This is a genomic window from Clostridium sp. CTA-5, from assembly GCF_054768135.1.
In genome coordinates, this window is record NZ_BAAAAT010000007.1 from 74,633 (window position 1) to 94,002 (window position 19,370).

Here is a 19,370-nt window from a genome sequence, read left to right on the forward strand (position 1 = left end):
TTTATAACTACAATTATAGCATATTTATTCCTTATTTACTCCATATTATGTTAGTTAATAAAACTTCTGTAATTTTCTGTACAATAAAAAAGATATATTAAAATATAATATTTATACCTTAATATATCTTCTTGTAGATACTGTCTCAAAACATGTTTATATATTTCAGATATTTTAATACAGTACCTTTTATATTTTATGAATACTCTTAAGCACATGAAATAAAATAATAGATCTATTCCATAGCTATAAATTCTACCTTTTCAACATGTTGTATTTTAGATAAATCATTTAAAAGTGTTTTTATGTCTCCATTTAGTGTAGACATATCAATTGTAACACTTATATTAGCATTTCCATTAATAGGTATGCCTTGATTTATTGTCAAAATATTCCCACCTTGTTCTGAAATATAATTTATTATTTCAGATAATACTCCTGTTTTATCTTTAACTATCATGTTAAATGTTACTTTTCTTCCCTGAGAAGTTTCTGAAAAATCAAATACATAATCCTTATATTTATAATATACACTTCTACTTATACCTGCAATTTTAGTTGCTTCGGTAATTTCTTTTACATTTCCATGTTTTAATAGTTTTTGAGCAAAAACAACTTTTTCATAAACATCTGGTAATACTCTTTTGTCTATAACTAAGTAATTCCCTTTCATTTACAATCTCCTTCTATTACGACAGCCCCTATATTATCTACATTTAATTCTAAAACGCCCCATTTTATTTCTTTGCTTACTAAATATTTTTTAAGCTCATTGCTAAAGCTTTTAGCCCCAATATCGATTATAGCCATCATTGTTGGCCCGGCTCCACTTAGATAACATCCTAATGCACCAAGTTCATAACTTTTATCATAAATATTATCAAAATGTGGTATTAATTTTTTTCTATAATTTTGATGAAGCGCATCATTACATGCACTTTTTATTAAATCATATTTCTTAGTTAAAAAGCAAGATATAATAAGTGCAGATCTTCCTAAATTATAAATTGCATCTTTTCTCGAAATTTGATTTGGCAAAACTTTTCTTGCTTCTTCTGTAGATAATCTAAAATCAGGTATGATTGTAATAAATTTTATTTTTTCCTCAATGTCTATTTTATTATAAACAGTCTTATCATTTTCCATTATTGCAACAACCATTCCCCCAAATAAAGCTGGTGCAACATTATCTGGATGACCTTCTAATTCAACTGCCATTTGTAAAAGTTCATCCTTTGAAAATTTTCTTCCAAGAATTTCATTAGCTCCAACTAGTCCCCCAACTATACAGCTAGAACTACTGCCAAGACCTCTAGATATTGGTATATCTTGTTTTAATACAGTAATCTCTATTCCTTTAAATATGTATCCTGCTTTTTTAAAACAATATTTCATTGCCTGATATATTATATTGTTCTCATTACAGAATTCCTTTGGTATTCTATTAAATTTTAATCCTTTATCTATTTCCCTAAATTCAAATTCATTATATAAATTTAATGCAATTCCTAATGAATCGAATCCTGGTCCCATATTTGCTGATGTAGCTGGCACTCTTACTTTAATCATAACTTATTTTACACTCCTAAATAAGAAAGTAAAGCTTCTTTCATCTTTAATTTATCCCACACTTCATTATGAAGAATTTTTTCTTCTCCTAATGTAGCTAAACTCTTTGGTATGTCATTATTTGTACTTTTAGATAATTCCTCTAGTACCTTAAAATCATTAATTTTATCTACATCAATTTTTAAAGCCTTACAAATACTTCTTGAAAATTTAAAAGGACTTGCTGTTGAAGCAATTAATACAGGTTTATTATCATTTGATTCTTTTTGGTATTTATTTTTCACTACATATCCAACTGCTGTATGAGTATCCATTAAATAATTATCTCTGTCATAAACTTCTTTTATTGCATTATAAACTTCTTCTGTTGTTGCATAATTTCCATAAAAATCTTTCATGAATTCCTTCATTCGATCATTTATTTCATATGTTCCTTGTTCATTTAATGAAGTCATTAAATCTTTTATAATTTCTGGATTTCTTCCACTTGCTTCAAACAATAACCTTTCAAGATTAGAAGAAACTAATATATCCATTGATGGCGATTCTGTTAAAATAAGTTCTCTTTTTTTATCATAAACACCGTTTTTAAAAAAGTCTGTTAAAACCTTATTTTCATTTGAAGCACAAATGAACTTATCTATTGGTAATCCCATTTGTTTAGCATAATAAGATGCTAATATGTTTCCAAAATTTCCCGTAGGCACTACTACATTTATTTTTTCACCTTCATTTATAGCACCCTGGTTTACCATATCAAAATATCCATAAAAATAATATACTATTTGAGGTATTAATCTACCAATATTAATAGAGTTAGCAGACGATAAAGTAAATCCCTTTTCTATAAGTTTTTCTTTAAAATTATTATCTCCAAAAATTTGTTTTACACAATTTTGTGCATCATCAAAATTACCATTTATGCCAATAACTTTTACATTGTTACCTTTTTGAGTTAACATTTGTCTTTCTTGGATACTACTTACTCCATTTTTAGGATAATACACCACTACTTTAAATCCATCAACATCTTTAAATCCCTCCAAAGCAGCTTTTCCCGTATCTCCTGAAGTTGCTGTTAAAATTACAATCTCTCCTTCTTTATTACAAATCTTTTTAGCCCTTTTCATTATTTGAGGAAGAAATAGTAATGCTGCATCCTTAAATGCACAAGTTGGACCATGATATAATTCTAAAAAGTTATTTTTTACTTTAACAGTAAATCTATCATTATAAGCTTCATTTATAGCATCCAATAATTCATTTTCATCAATATCTGTAAAATACTCCTTGATTATGTTGAATGCTAGTTCTTCATAAGTTAAATCATTTTTTTCCTTCAAAGAAGAATATATATTAGGAAAACTTTCCGGAACATATAATCCTCCATCTTTAGAAATTCCATTAATTATTGCTATTGCAGAAGTTACACCATTTTCTAAACCTCTAGTACTTCTAAAATACATTTTATCACCCCAAATTTTATTAAATTTTAAATACCATATATTATAATATATAGTATCATGTCCTCTTATAAAATACAAGTGTTTTTATATGCAATACACTTTTTTTATATTTAATACACAAATAAGCATAACTATTTAACTAAATAGAAATGCTTATTGGCATGACTTGTATCCCATTATTTTCTATTTTACAACAAGGCCTTTCAGGTACTACTATTCCATTTTCTTTTAAACATTCTAGAAGAAAATCACAAGATTCTAAAAATTTCTCATAAAAATCTTCTGCACCTGTTTTTCTTAAAAAATTAATACAACCTGTTCTACTACATGTTTTTACAACCTTACCTATAACTTTACAATTACAATTTACCCTATCAAAAATATTATAATCATTATGCATAAAATTATTTTTATTCACTGTAAGTATTGCTGATCCCTCACCAGTTGACATAATTAAATCTTGAGTGTCATTTAATTTTAATGTTTCTTGAAGGTGAGTTAACATGTTTAATAATACTGAAAAATTAAGGAGTTTAGATTTCTTACCATCTAATAATAAATTTAGATTATCACATCCTATTGATGATAATAGCTTTATTAATGTATCTACATATGCTAATAATGATTCATTTGTTATTGTCCCCTCAATTTCTATTAATTCTCCTGATTCAATCTCATCGCTAATAATATTATTTCCAGTTCTTGTTTGTAAAAATTGTCCTTCATTTAAATAATTATTTAAGTTCCCATTTAACGCAAATGTTGTATAAGTTTTTCTTAACTCATCTTCTTGTCTTATAAATGCTTTACCATCTAAATCTCTACATATTTGATTATGTTGTTCTGCATTTATAAGGTTTCCCTCATTTTCATCTCTATATCCCTCTCTTTCAAGAGTTCCATTAGTTTCCTGCTTAGATGATCCATTCCTGCTTTCAACATGAACACCAGTATGAATAGTAGAATCTTTAATTTTTCTTTGAATTCTAGTTTCTATATATCCTGATAATACCAAAGATGATAAATTTCTAACTAAGTTTTCATCCAAATAAATAAGTACAGCAAAAGGATTGGCCATAAGTTCACTCCTTTTAAAGTATTGAAATATATACTATATATATTTATTATAATTAATTCCTTTATATGATTTTAAAAATTATAAATTAAAAGACTATTATATAAATTCCAATAACATCTATTTATTTATTAAATAGTATAGTGAGTAACTTATATAGAAAATTTATTATATACTTCTAATTGAATAGTATTAATATAGATTTTTATTTCCTATAAAAATTATAAATATATTAACTTAAATTAAAATATATATATTAAAATGTTTGTCTGACAAATTTATAAAAAGTATAATATAGTAATTATTATGATATAATACTTACTATATTATATTTAATGTAGGTGTTCTTATGAAAAAATTTTTAAAAATATTTATACTAATTATATTACTTTTTATTTCTGTAACAAGTTTTATTTTTAGAAAAAAAATTGTGTTAACATATAATATTGTTAACAATATTATTTCTTTAAAAGATAATATAAATTCATATAATAATTTTAATCTCAACCCTAATGAATCTATGAGTTACAAAGATGTAGTTTATAAAAATACTAATAATACAGAATTAACTTTAGATATTTATAATCCTATAAAAAATATTTATAAAAAATCACCTGTAATTCTATATGTACACGGTGGTAGTTGGGTTTATGGGGACAAGACTATTCCTGAAGCTCTTAGTCCTGTTTTAAATATTTTTAGAGAAAATGGATTTACTATCATAAGTACATCTTATGAACTTATGAAAAATAAAGAAAACTTTCAAAAACAAATTTGTGATGTAAAAGATACTATAAGATGGATATACAAAAATTCAGATTATTATAATCTAGATACTGATGAAATTGGGATAATTGGATTATCATCCGGAGCACATTTATCACTTATGAGTGCTTACACTTCTAATGATCAGTTTCAAGATGATTCAGAACTTGCAAAATTTCCATCTAAAGTTAAATATATTATTGATTTTTTTGGGCCAACAGATTTAAGTCTATTAAATACTTCAAATCTAAATTGGGACTTAAATAATATTTTTAATTCAGTTCGTTTAAGAAAGGAAGATATAATTAATACATTTAATCCAATAAATTATGTTACATCAAATATTCCAGAAACATTGATAATACATAGTAAATCAGATTCATTAGTGCCATATGAAAGCTCTTTAAAACTTTATGACAAATGTATTGAAGTTAATGCTAATGCAAAATTATTTCCAATTGAAAATGCTGAACATAGTCTGTCAGAAATTTCTTCAGACGATATAATAAATTTATCAAAAGAAATATTAAAATTTATAGTAACAAATTCTCCACTATAAAAAATAGAATAATTAACTTAAATTCTATTTTTAAGTTAAAGTTAATAATATAGTATAATTATAAATTGATATTAAAATTTATGTTTTAATAAAAAAACTAAGGTTACAACAAATTAATATTATTGTTGTAACCTTAACTTTTTATTTAATTATATAAAAGAAAATAATATACAAGCATACTCGCCTCTTATTTTTTAATGTTCCTTATGTACATTGTAATCCATATATCTTTTAAATATTGTTCCTGTAAAAATGCTAACATAAATAGCACTAGCTAACATTTCAAATGATACTATATATACTCTATATCCTCTACTTCATAAAACTTCATTTTAAAATTTTTTATATTACAATAAAAAAATAAGCTTATATATATTTTTTTAATATCTACATTAACTTCTGAAAAATAGCAATTATCAAATATTATCCCATCATATTTTTCATTATAAGTCTTTTTAAAGATTTCTTCTAATCTATTCCTATCTTTCAATTCAAAAAATTTATTTTTTATAACCTTTAAATTTTTATTGTCTATTATTTTATCTTTTTCTAAAACTTTGTTTTCTAAATTTTGTTTTAAAGTAATTAAATTTTCTTTATACTTGTTTTTCATTAATAAAACTTTTTTTCATATTCTTTTTTATTTCTAAAGTCCATTTAATTCCCCCCTATTAAAGAAACTATATTTAATATAGTTTTTCTTTAATAAAGGATCTTATACATATATTAGTACTCATAAGATTTAACATTCTCAGATAATACAACATCTAATTTTTTATCTTTTATAACCTTTTTATATGAACATATAAATTCATTTAATTCGTTATCAGTTAAATCTATTTTTTTATAACTTATTAATCTCATACTTTCATTTTCTATCAATATTGTTAAATCATTTTTATCATTTTTAATATAATACTCTGATACTGTTTTAACTTGAAGTCTACTTTTATATTTTTCTTGAAAACTCATAGTCTTTCTCATAGATTCATAGTCATTTGATTTAAAATTTATTCCTGACATATTTAATTGTTCTTCTAATATAGATGAATCAACACCATATCTTTCTAAAAACTTTTTTTGAATGTTTAATATTTTATCTTGAGAAATATTATTTTCCTCCATATAACTCATTATGTTTTTAGAAAAGTCTCCCATTGTTAATTTTCCAGCTGCCAAATCATAATACATTGAATAGATGTACTCCTCAAATTTATCAACATCTTTTTCATTGGCTTTATTTTTTAGTTCATTAAAATCTATAATTTTATCATCCATAACGTAAAGCCTCCTTTTTATAATTATATATTATAACTTATAATATATTAATAAATCTATTTATTAGTGCAAAAATTCAGATTATATTTAATATATATGTTCTAATTGACTTAATACATTTATAATCTTTTATATAATTTTTATAGAAAATTATATCTTTAATTAACAATATCTACTTAGAAGCATATATATAATAAATTTTCTATATAAGTTTTTCACTATACTGGTAAGTGATGTTATTTATAAATATTTTAATGTTTGTATTAATAAACAAACTTTATTGAAACTTATATATTACTATTTATTATTATATAAATATTAATTATCTTAAAGTAATATTATATACTATATATTTTTTTTACTAAGTACTATAATATATTACATATATATACTAAAATTTAATTATTTAGGAGGTATTATTAATGTCAATTTCAGAATTTATAAATTCTTTTGACGACACTAGACTTTATGTAAATAAAAGTCTAGTAGAAAATGCTAATGCGGTTCTTGTAATCGTTCATGGTTTAGGGGAGGCATGTAATCGTTATGAATATGTGGCTCAAACATTAAATACTGATGGATTTAGTGTTTACAGATTTGATCATAGAGGACATGGTAAATCTGATGGCGAAAGAGGTTATTATAAAGATTTTAATGATATGATAGAAGATATAAACTTTATAGTTAATCTTGCAAAATCAGAAAATAAAAATTTACCTATATTTTTACTTGGACATAGTTTAGGAGGTTTTGGTGTATCCGCATTTGGTACAAAATACCCTGATAAAGTAAATGGAATTATTATGTGTGGTGCCCTAACTAGAGATACTTATGGCCTTACAAAGGCTATTCCAAAAAATCTTGATCCTCATACTTATTTGAGCAATGATATGTCAGATTTGATTTGTACTGATAAAACTGTTGTACAAGCTTATGTAAACGATCCTCTTACATTAACACAAATTTCTGCTGGACTATATTACGAATTTGCAAAAGGTATAAAATGGTTAATTGATAATAAAGATAATTTTAAATATCCTGTGCTAATTCTTCATGGTGAAAATGACAAACTTGTATCATGCGAAGATTCAAAACTTTTCTATGAATCTGTTTCTTCTATAGATAAAAAGCTTAAAATTTATGATAACTTATATCATGAGATTCTTAATGAACCTTGTCGTGATTGCATTATAGCTACTATTAATGAATGGATTAACGCTCATATATAACAACTTTAGACTATGTTTTAAGTAAATATTAATACTCTATTTTAAAACATAATCTTTATATAAAAGTTGCCTATAAAATTAAATTCTAAAAGTACCCTATGGAATAGACAATATAAAAAAGTCTATTTCATAGGGTACTTATATATATAATTAAATACTCTATATAGTATTTAATTTATAATCTAACTTATTATATTTTTCAAATTATCTACATACAATTCTTTTACATTTGGAAATTCTGTTAAGGCTTTATCTAAACAATTAACTTTAAATCCTTCTCTTTCAAGCCTACTCTTCCAAGATTCTTCCTGATCACCAAAAATGTCACGTTTTACATGCATTCCTGATACTGCAAGAAAAGGCATTAATGTTATCTCTTTAACTTCTCTTATTTTAAGTTTATCAATAATTTCTTCTATACATGGTTCTCCTTCTAATGTACCTAATATTACATTATCAAAACCCAATTTTTCTAATTCTTTTTGAAATATTTTATAAATAATATTAGATTTATTACTTATTCCATGACCCACTAAAAGTAAATTATTTTCTCTTGGTAATTCATTTTTAATACTTTCAAATATGTTACTATAAACTATATTTTCAGCTTCATCTTCTAACTGTAATATTGGTTTTCCTAATATAAGCTCTTCAAATTCATGCTCATATTTACTTACAAACTCTTTTATTCTATCATATTCTCCACCTGCAATTACATTTAGTGGAACTATAATAACTCTTTTACATCCAACTTCCTTTGATTTTCTTAGAGCTTCTTTAAAATCTAAAATCTCTATTCCAAAATCTTTTTTTAGTTTTCTCAATATTATCTTAGATGTAAATGCTTTAAATACAGTATATTCTTTTCCATATATCTCTCTTATGTCATCTTCTATAGGCTCTATACATCTTCTTATCGCATCAACATCTGAAGTTCCAAACCCAACTAAAATAATAGCTTTATTTTCTTTCATTTTAACACATCCTGTTTTCCTCGGATGCAAACTTTTCAAATGCCTTTAAAAATTTATCAATATGTTCTTCTGTATGTTTTACACTTAAGAACATAGCTTCAAATTGTGATGGTGCAACATTAAATCCTTCACTTAACATATGTTTAAAATATTTTTTAAACCTTTCAACATTACAAGTTTTAACATCCTCATAAGTTTTTACTTCTTTTAGATCTGTAAAAAATATTGTTAGCATTCCACCAACTCTATTAATAACTAAATTTAAATTATACGCTTTTGATATTTTTAATATACCATTTTCAAGCTTGCTTCCTATATTTTCAATATGATTATAATATTCTAAATTATTGTGTAGCTTATTTAATGTTGCAAGTCCTGCTGCTACAACAATAGGATTTCCTGACATTGTTCCTGCTTGATAAACACCTCCTGTTGGAGATAATTTTTCCATTATTTCCTTTTTACCACCATATGCTCCACAAGGAAGTCCTCCTCCCATTATTTTTGCATAAGTAACTAAATCCGGTTTAACATTAAATAAAGTTTGAGCACCTTTAAATGCTACTCTAAATCCTGTCATTACTTCATCAAAAATAAGTAGAGATCCATATTGATTACATAATTGTCTTAGCTCTTCCATAAATGAATCTTCTGCTTTTATAACTCCCATATTACCAGCAACCGGTTCTATGATAACTCCTGCTATTTCATTACCATATTTCTCAAAAAGTTGTCTTATTTGATTTTTATCATTATATATACCTATTAATGTATTTTCTACACTCTCTTTAGGTACTCCAAGAGATCCTGGTATCCCTTCTGTAAGTACACCTGAACCTGCTTCTATTAAAAATCCCTCAAAATGTCCATGGTAACATCCTGCAAATTTAACTATCTTACTTCTTCCTGTATACCCTCTAGCAAGTTTAACAGCACTCATGGTAGCTTCTGTACCTGAATTAACCATTCTTACCATATCAATATTATCTAAATTAGTACACATAAATCTACTTAAATCTAATTCTAATTTAGTTGGTGCACCAAATGCTAATGCTTTTGTGCTAGTTTCTTGTATTGCATTTACAACATCCTCATCACAATGTCCAAGAAGTAATGGCCCCCAAGCTAATACAAAATCAATATATTCCTTTCCTTCTTCATCTTTAATTATTACCCCTTTTCCACTTTTTATAACTGGTGGATTCATATTCATATCCTTAAAAGATCTTACAGGACTATTTACCCCTCCTGGCATATATTTTTTTGATTCTTCAAATATCTCAAGATTATTCATCTTTATTTTCCCCTCTCAAACTATCTTTACTGATTCCTTTGCTATATTTTAAATAAATGTTGATATTATAATACAATATCAACATTTATTTAAACATAGCATATTTATTATCTTCTTAATATTTTTGCAGCTTCTAATGCATGATAAGTTATAATAATATCTGCACCCGCTCTTTTTATTGAAGTTAACATTTCCATCATAACTCTTTCTTCATCTATCAAGCCTAGCTTTCCTGCTGATTTAATCATTGCATATTCACCACTAACGCTATAAGCTGCTATTGGCATATCAAAATGTTCTCTTGCATCTCTTATTATATCTAAATAAGAAAGTGCTGGTTTAACCATTATTATATCTGAACCTTCTTCAATATCCATTTCCATTTCTCTTAACGCTTCTCTTCTATTTGCTGGATCCATTTGATATGTTTTTCTATCTCCAAATTGTGGTGCAGAATTTGCTGCATCTCTAAATGGTCCATAAAATGCTGAACAATATTTAGCTGAATAACTCATTATGCTAACATTTTTATATCCATTATCATCTAATAAATTTCTTATAAATCTAATTCTTCCATCCATCATATCTGATGGTGCTACCATATCTGCACCTGCTTTTACATGTGAAAGTGCTATTTTTCCTAAATATTCAAGTGTTTCATCATTATCTACATCATTATCATGGATTATTCCACAATGACCGTGACAAGTATATTCACACATACAAACATCTGTTATTACAAATAGGTCTTTATTTATTTCTTTTATTTTTCTAATTGCTTTTTGTACTATTCCATCGTCACTAAAACCTTCTGAACCAATCTCATCTTTTTTATTTGGTATACCAAAAAGAAGAACTCCTGCTATATTAGCTTCTTCAACCTCTTTTATAACTTCTTCTAATCTATCAATAGAAAAGTGATAGTTACCAGGTAAAGAACTTATTTCATTCTTTATATTTTCTCCTTCTACCACAAAAATAGGGTAAATAAAATTCTTTGAATTTAATGTTGTTTCTCTTACCATATCTCTAATAGCTGAATTTGCTCTAAGTCTTCTTCCTCTTTTTATCATTAATTACACTTCCTTAATTTTTTAATTATCAATTTTATATTTTTATGTTTTAAAACAGTGTTGATATTCACTTAAAAATAGCCTTAATCTAAAATATGTTTTATAAATCCATCCTCTGAGTGTTCATTACACACTTCTGATAAAATATTATTTTTTTCTAAAGCCTCATAAGTTTTAGGTCCTATTGCTATAACCCTTTTTTCTTTAATTTTATCTAATCCAACCATCTTAATCATATTATTAACAGTAGTAGGACTAGTAAAAAAGACAATATCAACTTCATCAAATACTCTTTTATTTTTTACCTCTCCACAAACAGTTTCATATATGTTAACTTTATCAACATTAACTCCTTGTTTAATAAGTTCTTCCTCTATAAATTTTCTACTCTTTGATGAACATGGTAATAATACATTATCATCTGCCTTTAAATTTGGCTTTAAAACTTTAACTAGTCCTTCTGCAACAAATTCATCTGACTTTATATCTGGAATTAATCCTCTTTTTTTAACTGCTTTTTCAGTAGCATTTCCTATTACTGAAATTTTTGCCTTCAAATCTCTTATATCATATTCCTTTTTCATTAAATAATCAAAAAATATATCTACTGAATTTACAGAAGTAAATACTATATGATTATAAGTTTTAAGTTTGTTCATATAATTTTCTAAACTATTTTTAATAGGTTCAATTTCTATAGAATGTATTTCTGTTACCTCTGCACCTAATTCTACTAATCTATTTTTTAATGGTTCTGACTGTTTCTTTGATCTAGTTATGCATATATTTTTTCCAAACAGTGGTTTATCCTCATACCACTTCAAATTCTCATTTAATTTAACTACATCTCCAACAACTATTATACATGGTGATTTTAATTTAGCATTTTTAACTTTTTCTTCAATATCAGCTAATGTGCCTGTTACTTTCTTTTGTTTTGAGGATGTCCCTCTCATAACAACTGCACATGGTGTATTAATCTCTTTTCCATTAGAAACTAAATTGCTTACTATGTTCCCTAAATTTTCAAGTCCCATCATAAACACTAATGTTCCTTCTTCTATTGCAAGAGCTTTAAAATTAGCATTCATTTTTCCTGCAGACATTCCTGTAACAACATGAAAACTTTGAGCTATTCCTCTATGTGTTATTGGAATCCCTGCATAATTTAAGACAGCTATAGGTGATGTAACACCTGGTATAACTTCAAAAGAAATATTTTCTTTAACTAAAGATAATACTTCTTCTCCGCCTCTACCAAATACATAAGGGTCTCCCCCTTTTATTCTTCCTACAACGTGTCCTTCTTTTGCAAGTTTTACTATCATCTCATTTATCTCTTCTTGAGTTTTATAATGAGAGCCTGGCTCTTTTCCACAATAATATACTTTACAATCTTCAGATAAATAATTTAATACATTGTTTGAAACTAATCTATCATACAGCACTGCTGTACATTTTTTTAAACATTTTACTGCTTTTAATGTTAATAATTCTTCATCTCCAGGACCTGTTCCCATAATATATACTTGAGTCATACTTTTATAATTCTCCTTTTAATATTTTCTTAGCTAATCTTTTTCCTAAATCTATATTATTATCTTTTTCACCTAAAATATCTTTTTTAATTACTTTACTTCCAACTTGATAAGTTCCAATCATATAAAGATCATTTCCTCTTATTTCTGAATATGCTCCTATAAGGCTATGACATCCTCCATTTAGTTCCTTCATAAAACTTCTCTCAGCTTCTACTGTCACTCTTGATATTTGATCATCTAATGCTTTAAAATATTTTTTTGCATCACTACTTTTTAATGTTTCAATACCAAGTGCCCCTTGTGCTATAGCAGGTAAAAACTCTGTTGGATCAAAATATTCAGTTATTAAATTTTCCTGATTCAATCTTTTTAATCCTGCTGCTGCTAAAATAATACCATCTAAATTTTGTGCTTCCATCTTTTCTAATCTAGTTTGAACATTTCCCCTTATAGGAACTATCTCTAAATCATTTCTAAGAATTTTAAGTTGTGCAGCTCTTCTTATACTACTAGTTCCTATTTTAGCTCCCTTAGGTAATTCTTTAAAACTTATATTATCTTTTGATATAAGTGCATCTCTTACATCTTCCCTTTCTGGTATAGATACTATTTCAAATTCATCATTTAAAGCAAATGGTACATCTTTCATACTATGCACTGCACAATGTGCTCTTTCTTCTAGAAGTGCAATCTCTATTTCTTTAACAAAAAGTCCTTTTCCTCCTATTTTATCTAAAGAAACATCTAACCTTCTGTCTCCTTCTGTTACTACCAATAATTTTTCACTATCTATTTCAAAATTATCTCTTAATCTTTTCATTATTATTTCTGTCTGTACCTGTGCTAATTTACTCTTTCTTGTTGCTATTATTAAATTGTTCATATTTTTATTAGTCCTCCATAACGAAAGTTATTTTTAATTATTCAAGTAAATATTTAACTATTTCTTTAGGAAAATACATTTTTAATATTAAATCATTTTTTCCTTTATCATAAAAATATTTAAAGTCTTCTGTTCCAATAAAATTTATTACTTCTTTTTTATAATTTTTTAAAAACTTAGCTTTATTTCTAATTTCACTAGTAAAACCTATAAATTCATCATATTCTTTTAACACCTCATTAACTTTATTAGAGAGCAACACTGCCCCTTTAGGATTACCACCTTTGGTATTTAACCCAAATGATATATTTTTTAAATTTTTCTGGATAGGTACAACACCCATCCCTTCTTTAAAATCAGATGAATTTATATATATTTTAAAATTTTCTTCACAATAATTTTTTATCTCTTGGATTGTATTTATATTATCAATAGCAATTAAAATAATATGTTTATCTTTTATAAACTCATAATTAAATTCTTCTTTTATAAGCTTTAATTTATTTTTTGGATCCTTAGTAAGATTTATAATTTCTTCATTAAATTCTTTTGATATAACTTCAACATAACATCCTCTATTTATAAAATGTCTAATCTTTATAAGACCGGCTTTCCCTGCTCCTATTACTCCAATTCTAATCTTACTAGAAAGCAACGATATAAAAGAATAATTTACTTGCCTGTCATAAATATCTTCTCTATTATTCTCAAACATTCTTCGCCACTTCCTTTTAAAGTTTCTTGTTTCATTACTTCAATTGCCCTATTTATATAATAATCTGAAGTACTCTTAATTAATTGGTTTGCTAAATTAATATCTTTTTCACTTTTAGATTTATTTTTAAAAGTTGAGATTCTTTTTTCATATACCAATTCACTATTATCTTTAACGTTCTTAATTGATGAAGCTATACATCTAAGTTTTCTCCAATCATAATATTCATTTAAATATTTATCTAAAATAAATTTATTAGAATCCATTTTATCAAAACGCATTTTTTTATTTCCATCATTAATTAAACTAATACTATCAATATTATATACTTCAGTTCTTTCTATATCTTTCACATCATCTTCAACATCTCTTGGAACTGCCAAATCATAAATTAAAATTTCATTTCCTTTTGGAGTAATATCATCTTTTTTTACAATTACATGTGGAGCTGATGTACATGAAATTACACAATCAACCTCATTTATATAATTATTTTTCTCATCAAAATTAATTACGTTAACTATATTATCATTATTAAATTCTTCTTTTATTTTCATATTTCTAACGACTAAATATAAGCACTCTATTTTATGTGCTAATAAATATTTCATAGTTAATCTTCCTACATCCCCATAACCTATTACCATAAACTTTTTACAGCCTCTATTAATTGCTTCATTTACTGCAATTGATGATGATGAAACTGGAATTTCATAAAGTCTTGATTCACTTTTAAACTTTTTACCACATGTTACTGCATATTGAAACAACCTTTGTAATTCTAACTTAACAGCCTTTTCATGTAAAGAAATTAAATATGCATTCTTTACTTGACCTAAAATTTGATCTTCACCTAAAATTTTTGAATGAAAACCACAAGTCACTTCAAATAAATGCTTACACGCTTTTCTATCTTCAGAAATAAATACATATTCCCTATAATCATAATTCCAATTAAATATTTCAAAAACCTTTTTTAATAGTTCTTCTTTTTCAAAAGAAGCATTAAAATAAATTTCTGTTCTATTGCATGTTGCTAATATTACCACTTCATCTAGATATTTTAAAGATTCTTTTATGTATTCTTTACATTTATTAGATTGTATTGTTAATTTTTCTCTTATACCTATTGGAGTATTCTTCTTTATTCCTATTAAACCTATCATTTATTGCTTCCACCTTATATATTTAATTATTTATCAAATTGTTCTAACTTTAGACAAAAGTTTGTTGAAAAAAATTAGATAAACTAACTTTTCTCTGATAATTATATATTAATATTATACTAAAATACAAAACAATATAATTAAATGTATTAAGTGCTATGTAATTTTTTTATATTTTATTTATTAAAATCAATTAAAAAACTTATATAATTAGAATTTCTTCTATGCATATTGTTTAATTTTTTTCTATAAATAATGTATTTTTATATAATAATTATTATCCATTAAAAAAATATTATAAATTAAATTATAAATTTATTCTAGTACTTAAAGTAATTAATCTAATAAATCTTCTAATTAACTTAATATATTTACAACTTTTTATTTGATTTTTATACAAGAAATATCTTTATTAATACTCTATATTTTAAATTATATAATTTATAAGTTCCAATAAAATTTATATTTATAAACAAATTTTATTGGAACTTATATTAGTTTAATTTTTAATGCTCTAATTTAAAATATTAATCTTCATTAAAATTATCACTACACTTTTTTATTTATTTAAAACATTATTTATAAATTCATCTTTTCCAACTCTGTCTAGAACTCCTGATATTCTTTCTCCTTGATTTCCGATTTCTCTATAATATTTCATTATCTTATCAACCATTGGTATTAATTCTTCTTCTTTAAATATTTTTCCTAAAGAATCACCAATTCTTATTCCTCTTCCAAATCTTCCACCTATAAATATTTCGCCACCTTTTTCTTTAGGTAATATGGCTTTAGTTTTACATGTTCTTACACATCCACCACAATCTACACACAAATCTTTATTATAAACTACTTTCTTATCTACCATTTCTAGTGCTTTTTGTCTACAAGATTTAACACACATTCCACATCCTACACAATTATCTAAAATAAATTCAGGAACTGTTCTTCCAATAATACCTATGTCATTTATATTTGCCTTTGCACAATTATTAGCACATCCTACAACTGCTATTTTACATTTATGTGGTGTATTGGTTCCAAAATATTTATCTTCTAATTGTCTACATATTTCTTGAGTATTAATATTTCCATGAAGACATACAGTTCCTTTACATGAAACTAAAGGTCTAACTTTTTGGCCTGTTCCGCCATGTCTTAATCCTAATTTTTTTGCTTCTTCTATAACTAATTCAACATCATTATCTTTAATCCAAGGAACTTCTATTTGAAGTCTTGTTGTCATTCCACAATATCCTTTCCCATATTTTTGAGCAATACAATTTATATTATTCAATTCTCCTACTGTAAAATTTCCTGCTCTCCCCAAAAATCTCACTGCAAAATGTTCCTTGTCATTTTGTAGTAAAAATCCTAGAGTTTTTAATTCTTTTTGCCTTTTTGCATTAACTGCCATAGTTTGTCCTCCCTAACAATAAATATATTTAATAATTTCACATTAGTTTTTACACATATAAAATAATAGTTCAAATATTATTAGCCTTATAAATTAAAACTTATGCTTCTTATTTTAATAAAACTATTAATTATAATCCAATACTTTTTAATATATATTTATAATAAGTATACAGTTATATGTGTATTTTTATATTTATTGGATATAATGTATTTATATATAAATTTTTTATTAAACTAAAGTAAAATTTAATAAATATCCCCTCACTTAAATTAAAATATATAATAACTATTTTATAAAAACTGAACTCTAAAAAACATATATTAGGAGATTTTAAAATGAGAATACCAAAACATATAGGAATAATCCCTGATGGAAATAGAAGATGGGCATTAGCTAATCAACTAACTAAAGATAAAGGATATTCTTTTGGAATATCACCTGGATTTAATGTTTTTAAATTATGCCAAAAAGAAGGAATTGAAGAAGTAACTTTTTATGGATTTACAGTAGATAACACTAAACGTCCTAGTGAACAAAAACTGGCATTTACAAAAGCATGCATTGAAGCAGTTATGTTACTTACAAAAGAAAACTGTGAAATATTGGTGCTTGGAAATATAGATTCTAATTTATTTCCTAAAGAACTATTACCTTTTACCAAAAGAACAAAATTTGGTGATGGTGGTATAAAAGTGAATTTTTTAATAAACTATGGTTGGGAATGGGATCTCAACATTTTAAAAACACAAGATTCATCAAAAAAACATATTGTACCTTATATACAATCTCAAGATATATCTAGAATAGATTTAATTATTAGATGGGGTGGAAGAAGACGATTAAGTGGATTCTTACCTGCTCAATCTGTGTATTCTGATTTTTATATTTTAGATGAATATTGGCCTGATTTTAAGGAACAAGATTTCTATGATGCTTTAGCTTGGTATGATCATCAAGACATCACTCTTGGTGGTTAAAATAATAAGTTAGATTATTATTAAATCTTATTACAAAAGTAGAAGTATCTATGATATATAATATAATAGATACTTCTACTTTAATTATATTTAATTTTTTATATGTTAGATAAAAAATAAATATATACAATTATTCTTAAATATTAGACAGATAAAATAATGTACTAAAGAGGCATTGTATATTATGTGTCAGATAAGGAAGCAAGTTCAGTTAATAGCGAGATATTGACTAAATTGGCTAATGCAGTACGATACAAAATAGCTGAGCTTACTTATCTATTATTTCTTGAATGTGCCTTAAGTATCACTTAATTAGATAAATATTGTTAAGAAATATCATTAAGGTTATATGGAGTGTTTTGATAAACACAATAATTTAACCAGTTTCCAAAAATTATATTAGCACTTCCCCTCCAAGTAAATTTAGGAATACTATTTATATCATCATCTGCAAAATAATTTTTAGGAATATCTATCTCCATGCCCTTTTCTTTATCTCTTATAAATTCTTCTTTTAATGTATTTCTATCATATTCAAGATGACCCATAAAAAAAATTTTTCTTCTATCTTTAGTAGCTACAATAAATACTCCTGCTTCTTTTGATTCAGATAAAATTTCAAGATCATCAAATTTTTCAATATCTTCTTTTTTAATTTCTGTATGTCTAGAATGTGGTGCATAAAACTCATCATCAAGACCTCTTGTCAAATCAGCATTTTCATAATTTACCCAATGAGAAAATACACCGAATATTTTTTTGTCTAATTCATATTTAGGTATTTTATAATGATAGTATAATGCAGCTTGTGATCCCCAACATATATGAAGTGTAGAAAATACATTTGTATTACTCCATTCCATTATTTCAGTTAGTTCTTTCCAATATGCAATATCTTCAAATTCCATTTTTTCTACAGGCGCCCCAGTAATTATTAACCCATCAAACTTTTCTTCTTTTATTTCATCAAAATAACTATAAAACTTGTCCAAATGCTCTATTGGTGTATTATGAGAAACATAAGTCTTTGTTTGGATAAGTTTTATCTCAACTTGTAATGGAGTGTTTGATAAATGTCTTAGTAATTGATTTTCTGCTAATATTTTTTTAGGCATTAAATTAAGTATTGCTATCTTTAAAGGTCTAATATCTTGTGTTTTTGCTCTTTTATCATTCATTACAAAAATATTTTCCTCTGATAATACTTTAAATGCTGGTAATTCTATAGGAATTTTTATTGGCATCCCTATTCCCCCTTTATTACTTATTGCTCAAATTTTACATATTTTGATTATCATGTATTATTTATAGTTTATTATATCAAAAAATTATATTTTATCAAAATTTTACAATAATAATTATTAAAATATAATTTTATTATTTAAA

At 25.2% G+C, this 19,370-nt stretch carries 18 protein-coding genes; 3 read left to right on the forward strand and 15 right to left on the reverse strand.

Annotation, left to right across the window (positions count from 1 at the left end; genetic code table 11):
• Positions 1-235: 235 nt before the first annotated feature.
• The 4 genes from ACYUET_RS13605 to ACYUET_RS13620 all read right to left on the reverse strand — a co-directional run bounded on the left by ACYUET_RS13605 (position 236) and on the right by ACYUET_RS13620 (position 4,113).
• Positions 236-673: an ACT domain-containing protein gene (locus tag ACYUET_RS13605; protein ID WP_219778236.1), complete on the reverse strand. Its 438-nt coding sequence runs from the start codon at positions 671-673 to the stop codon at positions 236-238.
• A complete protein-coding gene (gene thrB, locus ACYUET_RS13610) occupies positions 670-1,569 on the reverse strand; it encodes a homoserine kinase (RefSeq protein ID WP_460280457.1) in 900 nt (299 codons plus the stop codon). Before thrB ends, ACYUET_RS13605 begins: the two co-directional genes overlap by 4 nt.
• Before the next feature lie 8 nt (positions 1,570-1,577).
• Entirely contained in the window at positions 1,578-3,035 is a 1,458-nt protein-coding gene (gene thrC, locus ACYUET_RS13615) for a threonine synthase (protein ID WP_460280459.1), read from the reverse strand.
• Between the two features lie 139 nt (positions 3,036-3,174).
• Positions 3,175-4,113, reverse strand: coding sequence for a DUF6414 family protein (locus tag ACYUET_RS13620; RefSeq protein ID WP_460280461.1), 939 nt, complete (start codon positions 4,111-4,113; stop codon positions 3,175-3,177).
• Between the two features lie 346 nt (positions 4,114-4,459).
• Between ACYUET_RS13620 and ACYUET_RS13625 the strand changes: the two genes are divergently transcribed.
• The gene (locus ACYUET_RS13625; protein WP_460280463.1) at positions 4,460-5,434 is read left to right on the forward strand and encodes an alpha/beta hydrolase fold domain-containing protein; all 975 of its coding nucleotides are present in this window, start codon (positions 4,460-4,462) and stop codon (positions 5,432-5,434) included.
• Positions 5,435-5,726: 292 nt separating this feature from the next.
• On the opposite strand, the gene ACYUET_RS13630 is transcribed toward ACYUET_RS13625, so the two are convergent.
• On the reverse strand, positions 5,727-6,047 hold the full coding sequence (locus ACYUET_RS13630; RefSeq protein WP_460280465.1) for a hypothetical protein: 321 nt from the start codon (positions 6,045-6,047) through the stop codon (positions 5,727-5,729).
• A 113-nt stretch (positions 6,048-6,160) separates the two neighbouring features.
• Positions 6,161-6,712, reverse strand: a complete 552-nt coding sequence (locus tag ACYUET_RS13635; RefSeq protein WP_460280467.1) for a DUF3867 domain-containing protein — start codon at positions 6,710-6,712, stop codon at positions 6,161-6,163.
• A gap of 422 nt (positions 6,713-7,134) precedes the next feature.
• On the opposite strand from ACYUET_RS13635, the gene ACYUET_RS13640 reads away from it, so the two are divergent.
• Positions 7,135-7,941 (forward strand): lysophospholipase, encoded by an 807-nt coding sequence (locus ACYUET_RS13640; protein WP_460280469.1) that lies wholly within the window; start codon positions 7,135-7,137, stop codon positions 7,939-7,941.
• Positions 7,942-8,123: 182 nt separating this feature from the next.
• Here ACYUET_RS13640 and ACYUET_RS13645 read toward each other — a convergent pair whose 3' ends face one another.
• The 8 genes from ACYUET_RS13645 to ACYUET_RS13680 all read right to left on the reverse strand — a co-directional run bounded on the left by ACYUET_RS13645 (position 8,124) and on the right by ACYUET_RS13680 (position 17,004).
• Positions 8,124-8,915, reverse strand: a complete 792-nt coding sequence (locus ACYUET_RS13645) for a sirohydrochlorin cobaltochelatase (RefSeq protein WP_460280471.1) — start codon at positions 8,913-8,915, stop codon at positions 8,124-8,126.
• Between the two features lies 1 nt (position 8,916).
• Positions 8,917-10,209, reverse strand: a complete 1,293-nt coding sequence (gene hemL / locus ACYUET_RS13650) for a glutamate-1-semialdehyde 2,1-aminomutase (RefSeq protein ID WP_460280473.1) — start codon at positions 10,207-10,209, stop codon at positions 8,917-8,919.
• A gap of 107 nt (positions 10,210-10,316) precedes the next feature.
• The gene (gene hemB, locus ACYUET_RS13655; protein WP_460280474.1) at positions 10,317-11,282 is read right to left on the reverse strand and encodes a porphobilinogen synthase; all 966 of its coding nucleotides are present in this window, start codon (positions 11,280-11,282) and stop codon (positions 10,317-10,319) included.
• 83 nt (positions 11,283-11,365) lie between these two features.
• Positions 11,366-12,820: a uroporphyrinogen-III C-methyltransferase gene (gene cobA, locus ACYUET_RS13660; RefSeq protein ID WP_460280475.1), complete on the reverse strand. Its 1,455-nt coding sequence runs from the start codon at positions 12,818-12,820 to the stop codon at positions 11,366-11,368.
• Between the two features lie 4 nt (positions 12,821-12,824).
• Positions 12,825-13,706, reverse strand: a complete 882-nt coding sequence (gene hemC / locus ACYUET_RS13665; protein ID WP_460280477.1) for a hydroxymethylbilane synthase — start codon at positions 13,704-13,706, stop codon at positions 12,825-12,827.
• A gap of 37 nt (positions 13,707-13,743) precedes the next feature.
• Positions 13,744-14,421 carry an NAD(P)-dependent oxidoreductase gene (locus ACYUET_RS13670; RefSeq protein ID WP_460280479.1) on the reverse strand — a complete coding sequence of 226 codons (678 nt, stop codon included), beginning with the start codon at positions 14,419-14,421 and terminating at the stop codon, positions 13,744-13,746.
• The gene (gene hemA / locus ACYUET_RS13675) at positions 14,379-15,587 is read right to left on the reverse strand and encodes a glutamyl-tRNA reductase (RefSeq protein ID WP_460280481.1); all 1,209 of its coding nucleotides are present in this window, start codon (positions 15,585-15,587) and stop codon (positions 14,379-14,381) included. The genes ACYUET_RS13670 and hemA overlap by 43 nt, the downstream gene beginning before the upstream one ends.
• 559 nt (positions 15,588-16,146) lie before the next feature.
• Positions 16,147-17,004 (reverse strand): 4Fe-4S binding protein, encoded by an 858-nt coding sequence (locus ACYUET_RS13680; protein WP_460280482.1) that lies wholly within the window; start codon positions 17,002-17,004, stop codon positions 16,147-16,149.
• A gap of 338 nt (positions 17,005-17,342) precedes the next feature.
• Between ACYUET_RS13680 and ACYUET_RS13685 the strand changes: the two genes are divergently transcribed.
• Complete coding sequence (locus tag ACYUET_RS13685) at positions 17,343-17,984, forward strand: undecaprenyl diphosphate synthase family protein (RefSeq protein ID WP_460280484.1); 642 nt, start codon at positions 17,343-17,345, stop codon at positions 17,982-17,984.
• A 326-nt stretch (positions 17,985-18,310) separates the two neighbouring features.
• Here ACYUET_RS13685 and metA read toward each other — a convergent pair whose 3' ends face one another.
• The gene (gene metA / locus ACYUET_RS13690; protein ID WP_460280486.1) at positions 18,311-19,228 is read right to left on the reverse strand and encodes a homoserine O-acetyltransferase MetA; all 918 of its coding nucleotides are present in this window, start codon (positions 19,226-19,228) and stop codon (positions 18,311-18,313) included.
• Positions 19,229-19,370: the final 142 nt, after the last annotated feature.

Bases quoted from the DNA above. Each gene is read 5' to 3' on its own strand.
- ACYUET_RS13605 (WP_219778236.1), bottom strand. From the start codon at position 673: ATGAAAGGGAATTACTTAGTTATAGACAAAAGAGTATTACCAGATGTT.
- thrB (WP_460280457.1), bottom strand. From the start codon at position 1,569: ATGATTAAAGTAAGAGTGCCAGCTACATCAGCAAATATGGGACCAGGA.
- thrC (WP_460280459.1), bottom strand. From the start codon at position 3,035: ATGTATTTTAGAAGTACTAGAGGTTTAGAAAATGGTGTAACTTCTGCA.
- ACYUET_RS13620 (WP_460280461.1), bottom strand. From the start codon at position 4,113: ATGGCCAATCCTTTTGCTGTACTTATTTATTTGGATGAAAACTTAGTT.
- ACYUET_RS13625 (WP_460280463.1), top strand. From the start codon at position 4,460: ATGAAAAAATTTTTAAAAATATTTATACTAATTATATTACTTTTTATT.
- ACYUET_RS13630 (WP_460280465.1), bottom strand. From the start codon at position 6,047: ATGAAAAACAAGTATAAAGAAAATTTAATTACTTTAAAACAAAATTTA.
- ACYUET_RS13635 (WP_460280467.1), bottom strand. From the start codon at position 6,712: ATGGATGATAAAATTATAGATTTTAATGAACTAAAAAATAAAGCCAAT.
- ACYUET_RS13640 (WP_460280469.1), top strand. From the start codon at position 7,135: ATGTCAATTTCAGAATTTATAAATTCTTTTGACGACACTAGACTTTAT.
- ACYUET_RS13645 (WP_460280471.1), bottom strand. From the start codon at position 8,915: ATGAAAGAAAATAAAGCTATTATTTTAGTTGGGTTTGGAACTTCAGAT.
- hemL (WP_460280473.1), bottom strand. From the start codon at position 10,209: ATGAATAATCTTGAGATATTTGAAGAATCAAAAAAATATATGCCAGGA.
- hemB (WP_460280474.1), bottom strand. From the start codon at position 11,282: ATGATAAAAAGAGGAAGAAGACTTAGAGCAAATTCAGCTATTAGAGAT.
- cobA (WP_460280475.1), bottom strand. From the start codon at position 12,820: ATGACTCAAGTATATATTATGGGAACAGGTCCTGGAGATGAAGAATTA.
- hemC (WP_460280477.1), bottom strand. From the start codon at position 13,706: ATGAACAATTTAATAATAGCAACAAGAAAGAGTAAATTAGCACAGGTA.
- ACYUET_RS13670 (WP_460280479.1), bottom strand. From the start codon at position 14,421: ATGTTTGAGAATAATAGAGAAGATATTTATGACAGGCAAGTAAATTAT.
- hemA (WP_460280481.1), bottom strand. From the start codon at position 15,587: ATGATAGGTTTAATAGGAATAAAGAAGAATACTCCAATAGGTATAAGA.
- ACYUET_RS13680 (WP_460280482.1), bottom strand. From the start codon at position 17,004: ATGGCAGTTAATGCAAAAAGGCAAAAAGAATTAAAAACTCTAGGATTT.
- ACYUET_RS13685 (WP_460280484.1), top strand. From the start codon at position 17,343: ATGAGAATACCAAAACATATAGGAATAATCCCTGATGGAAATAGAAGA.
- metA (WP_460280486.1), bottom strand. From the start codon at position 19,228: ATGCCAATAAAAATTCCTATAGAATTACCAGCATTTAAAGTATTATCA.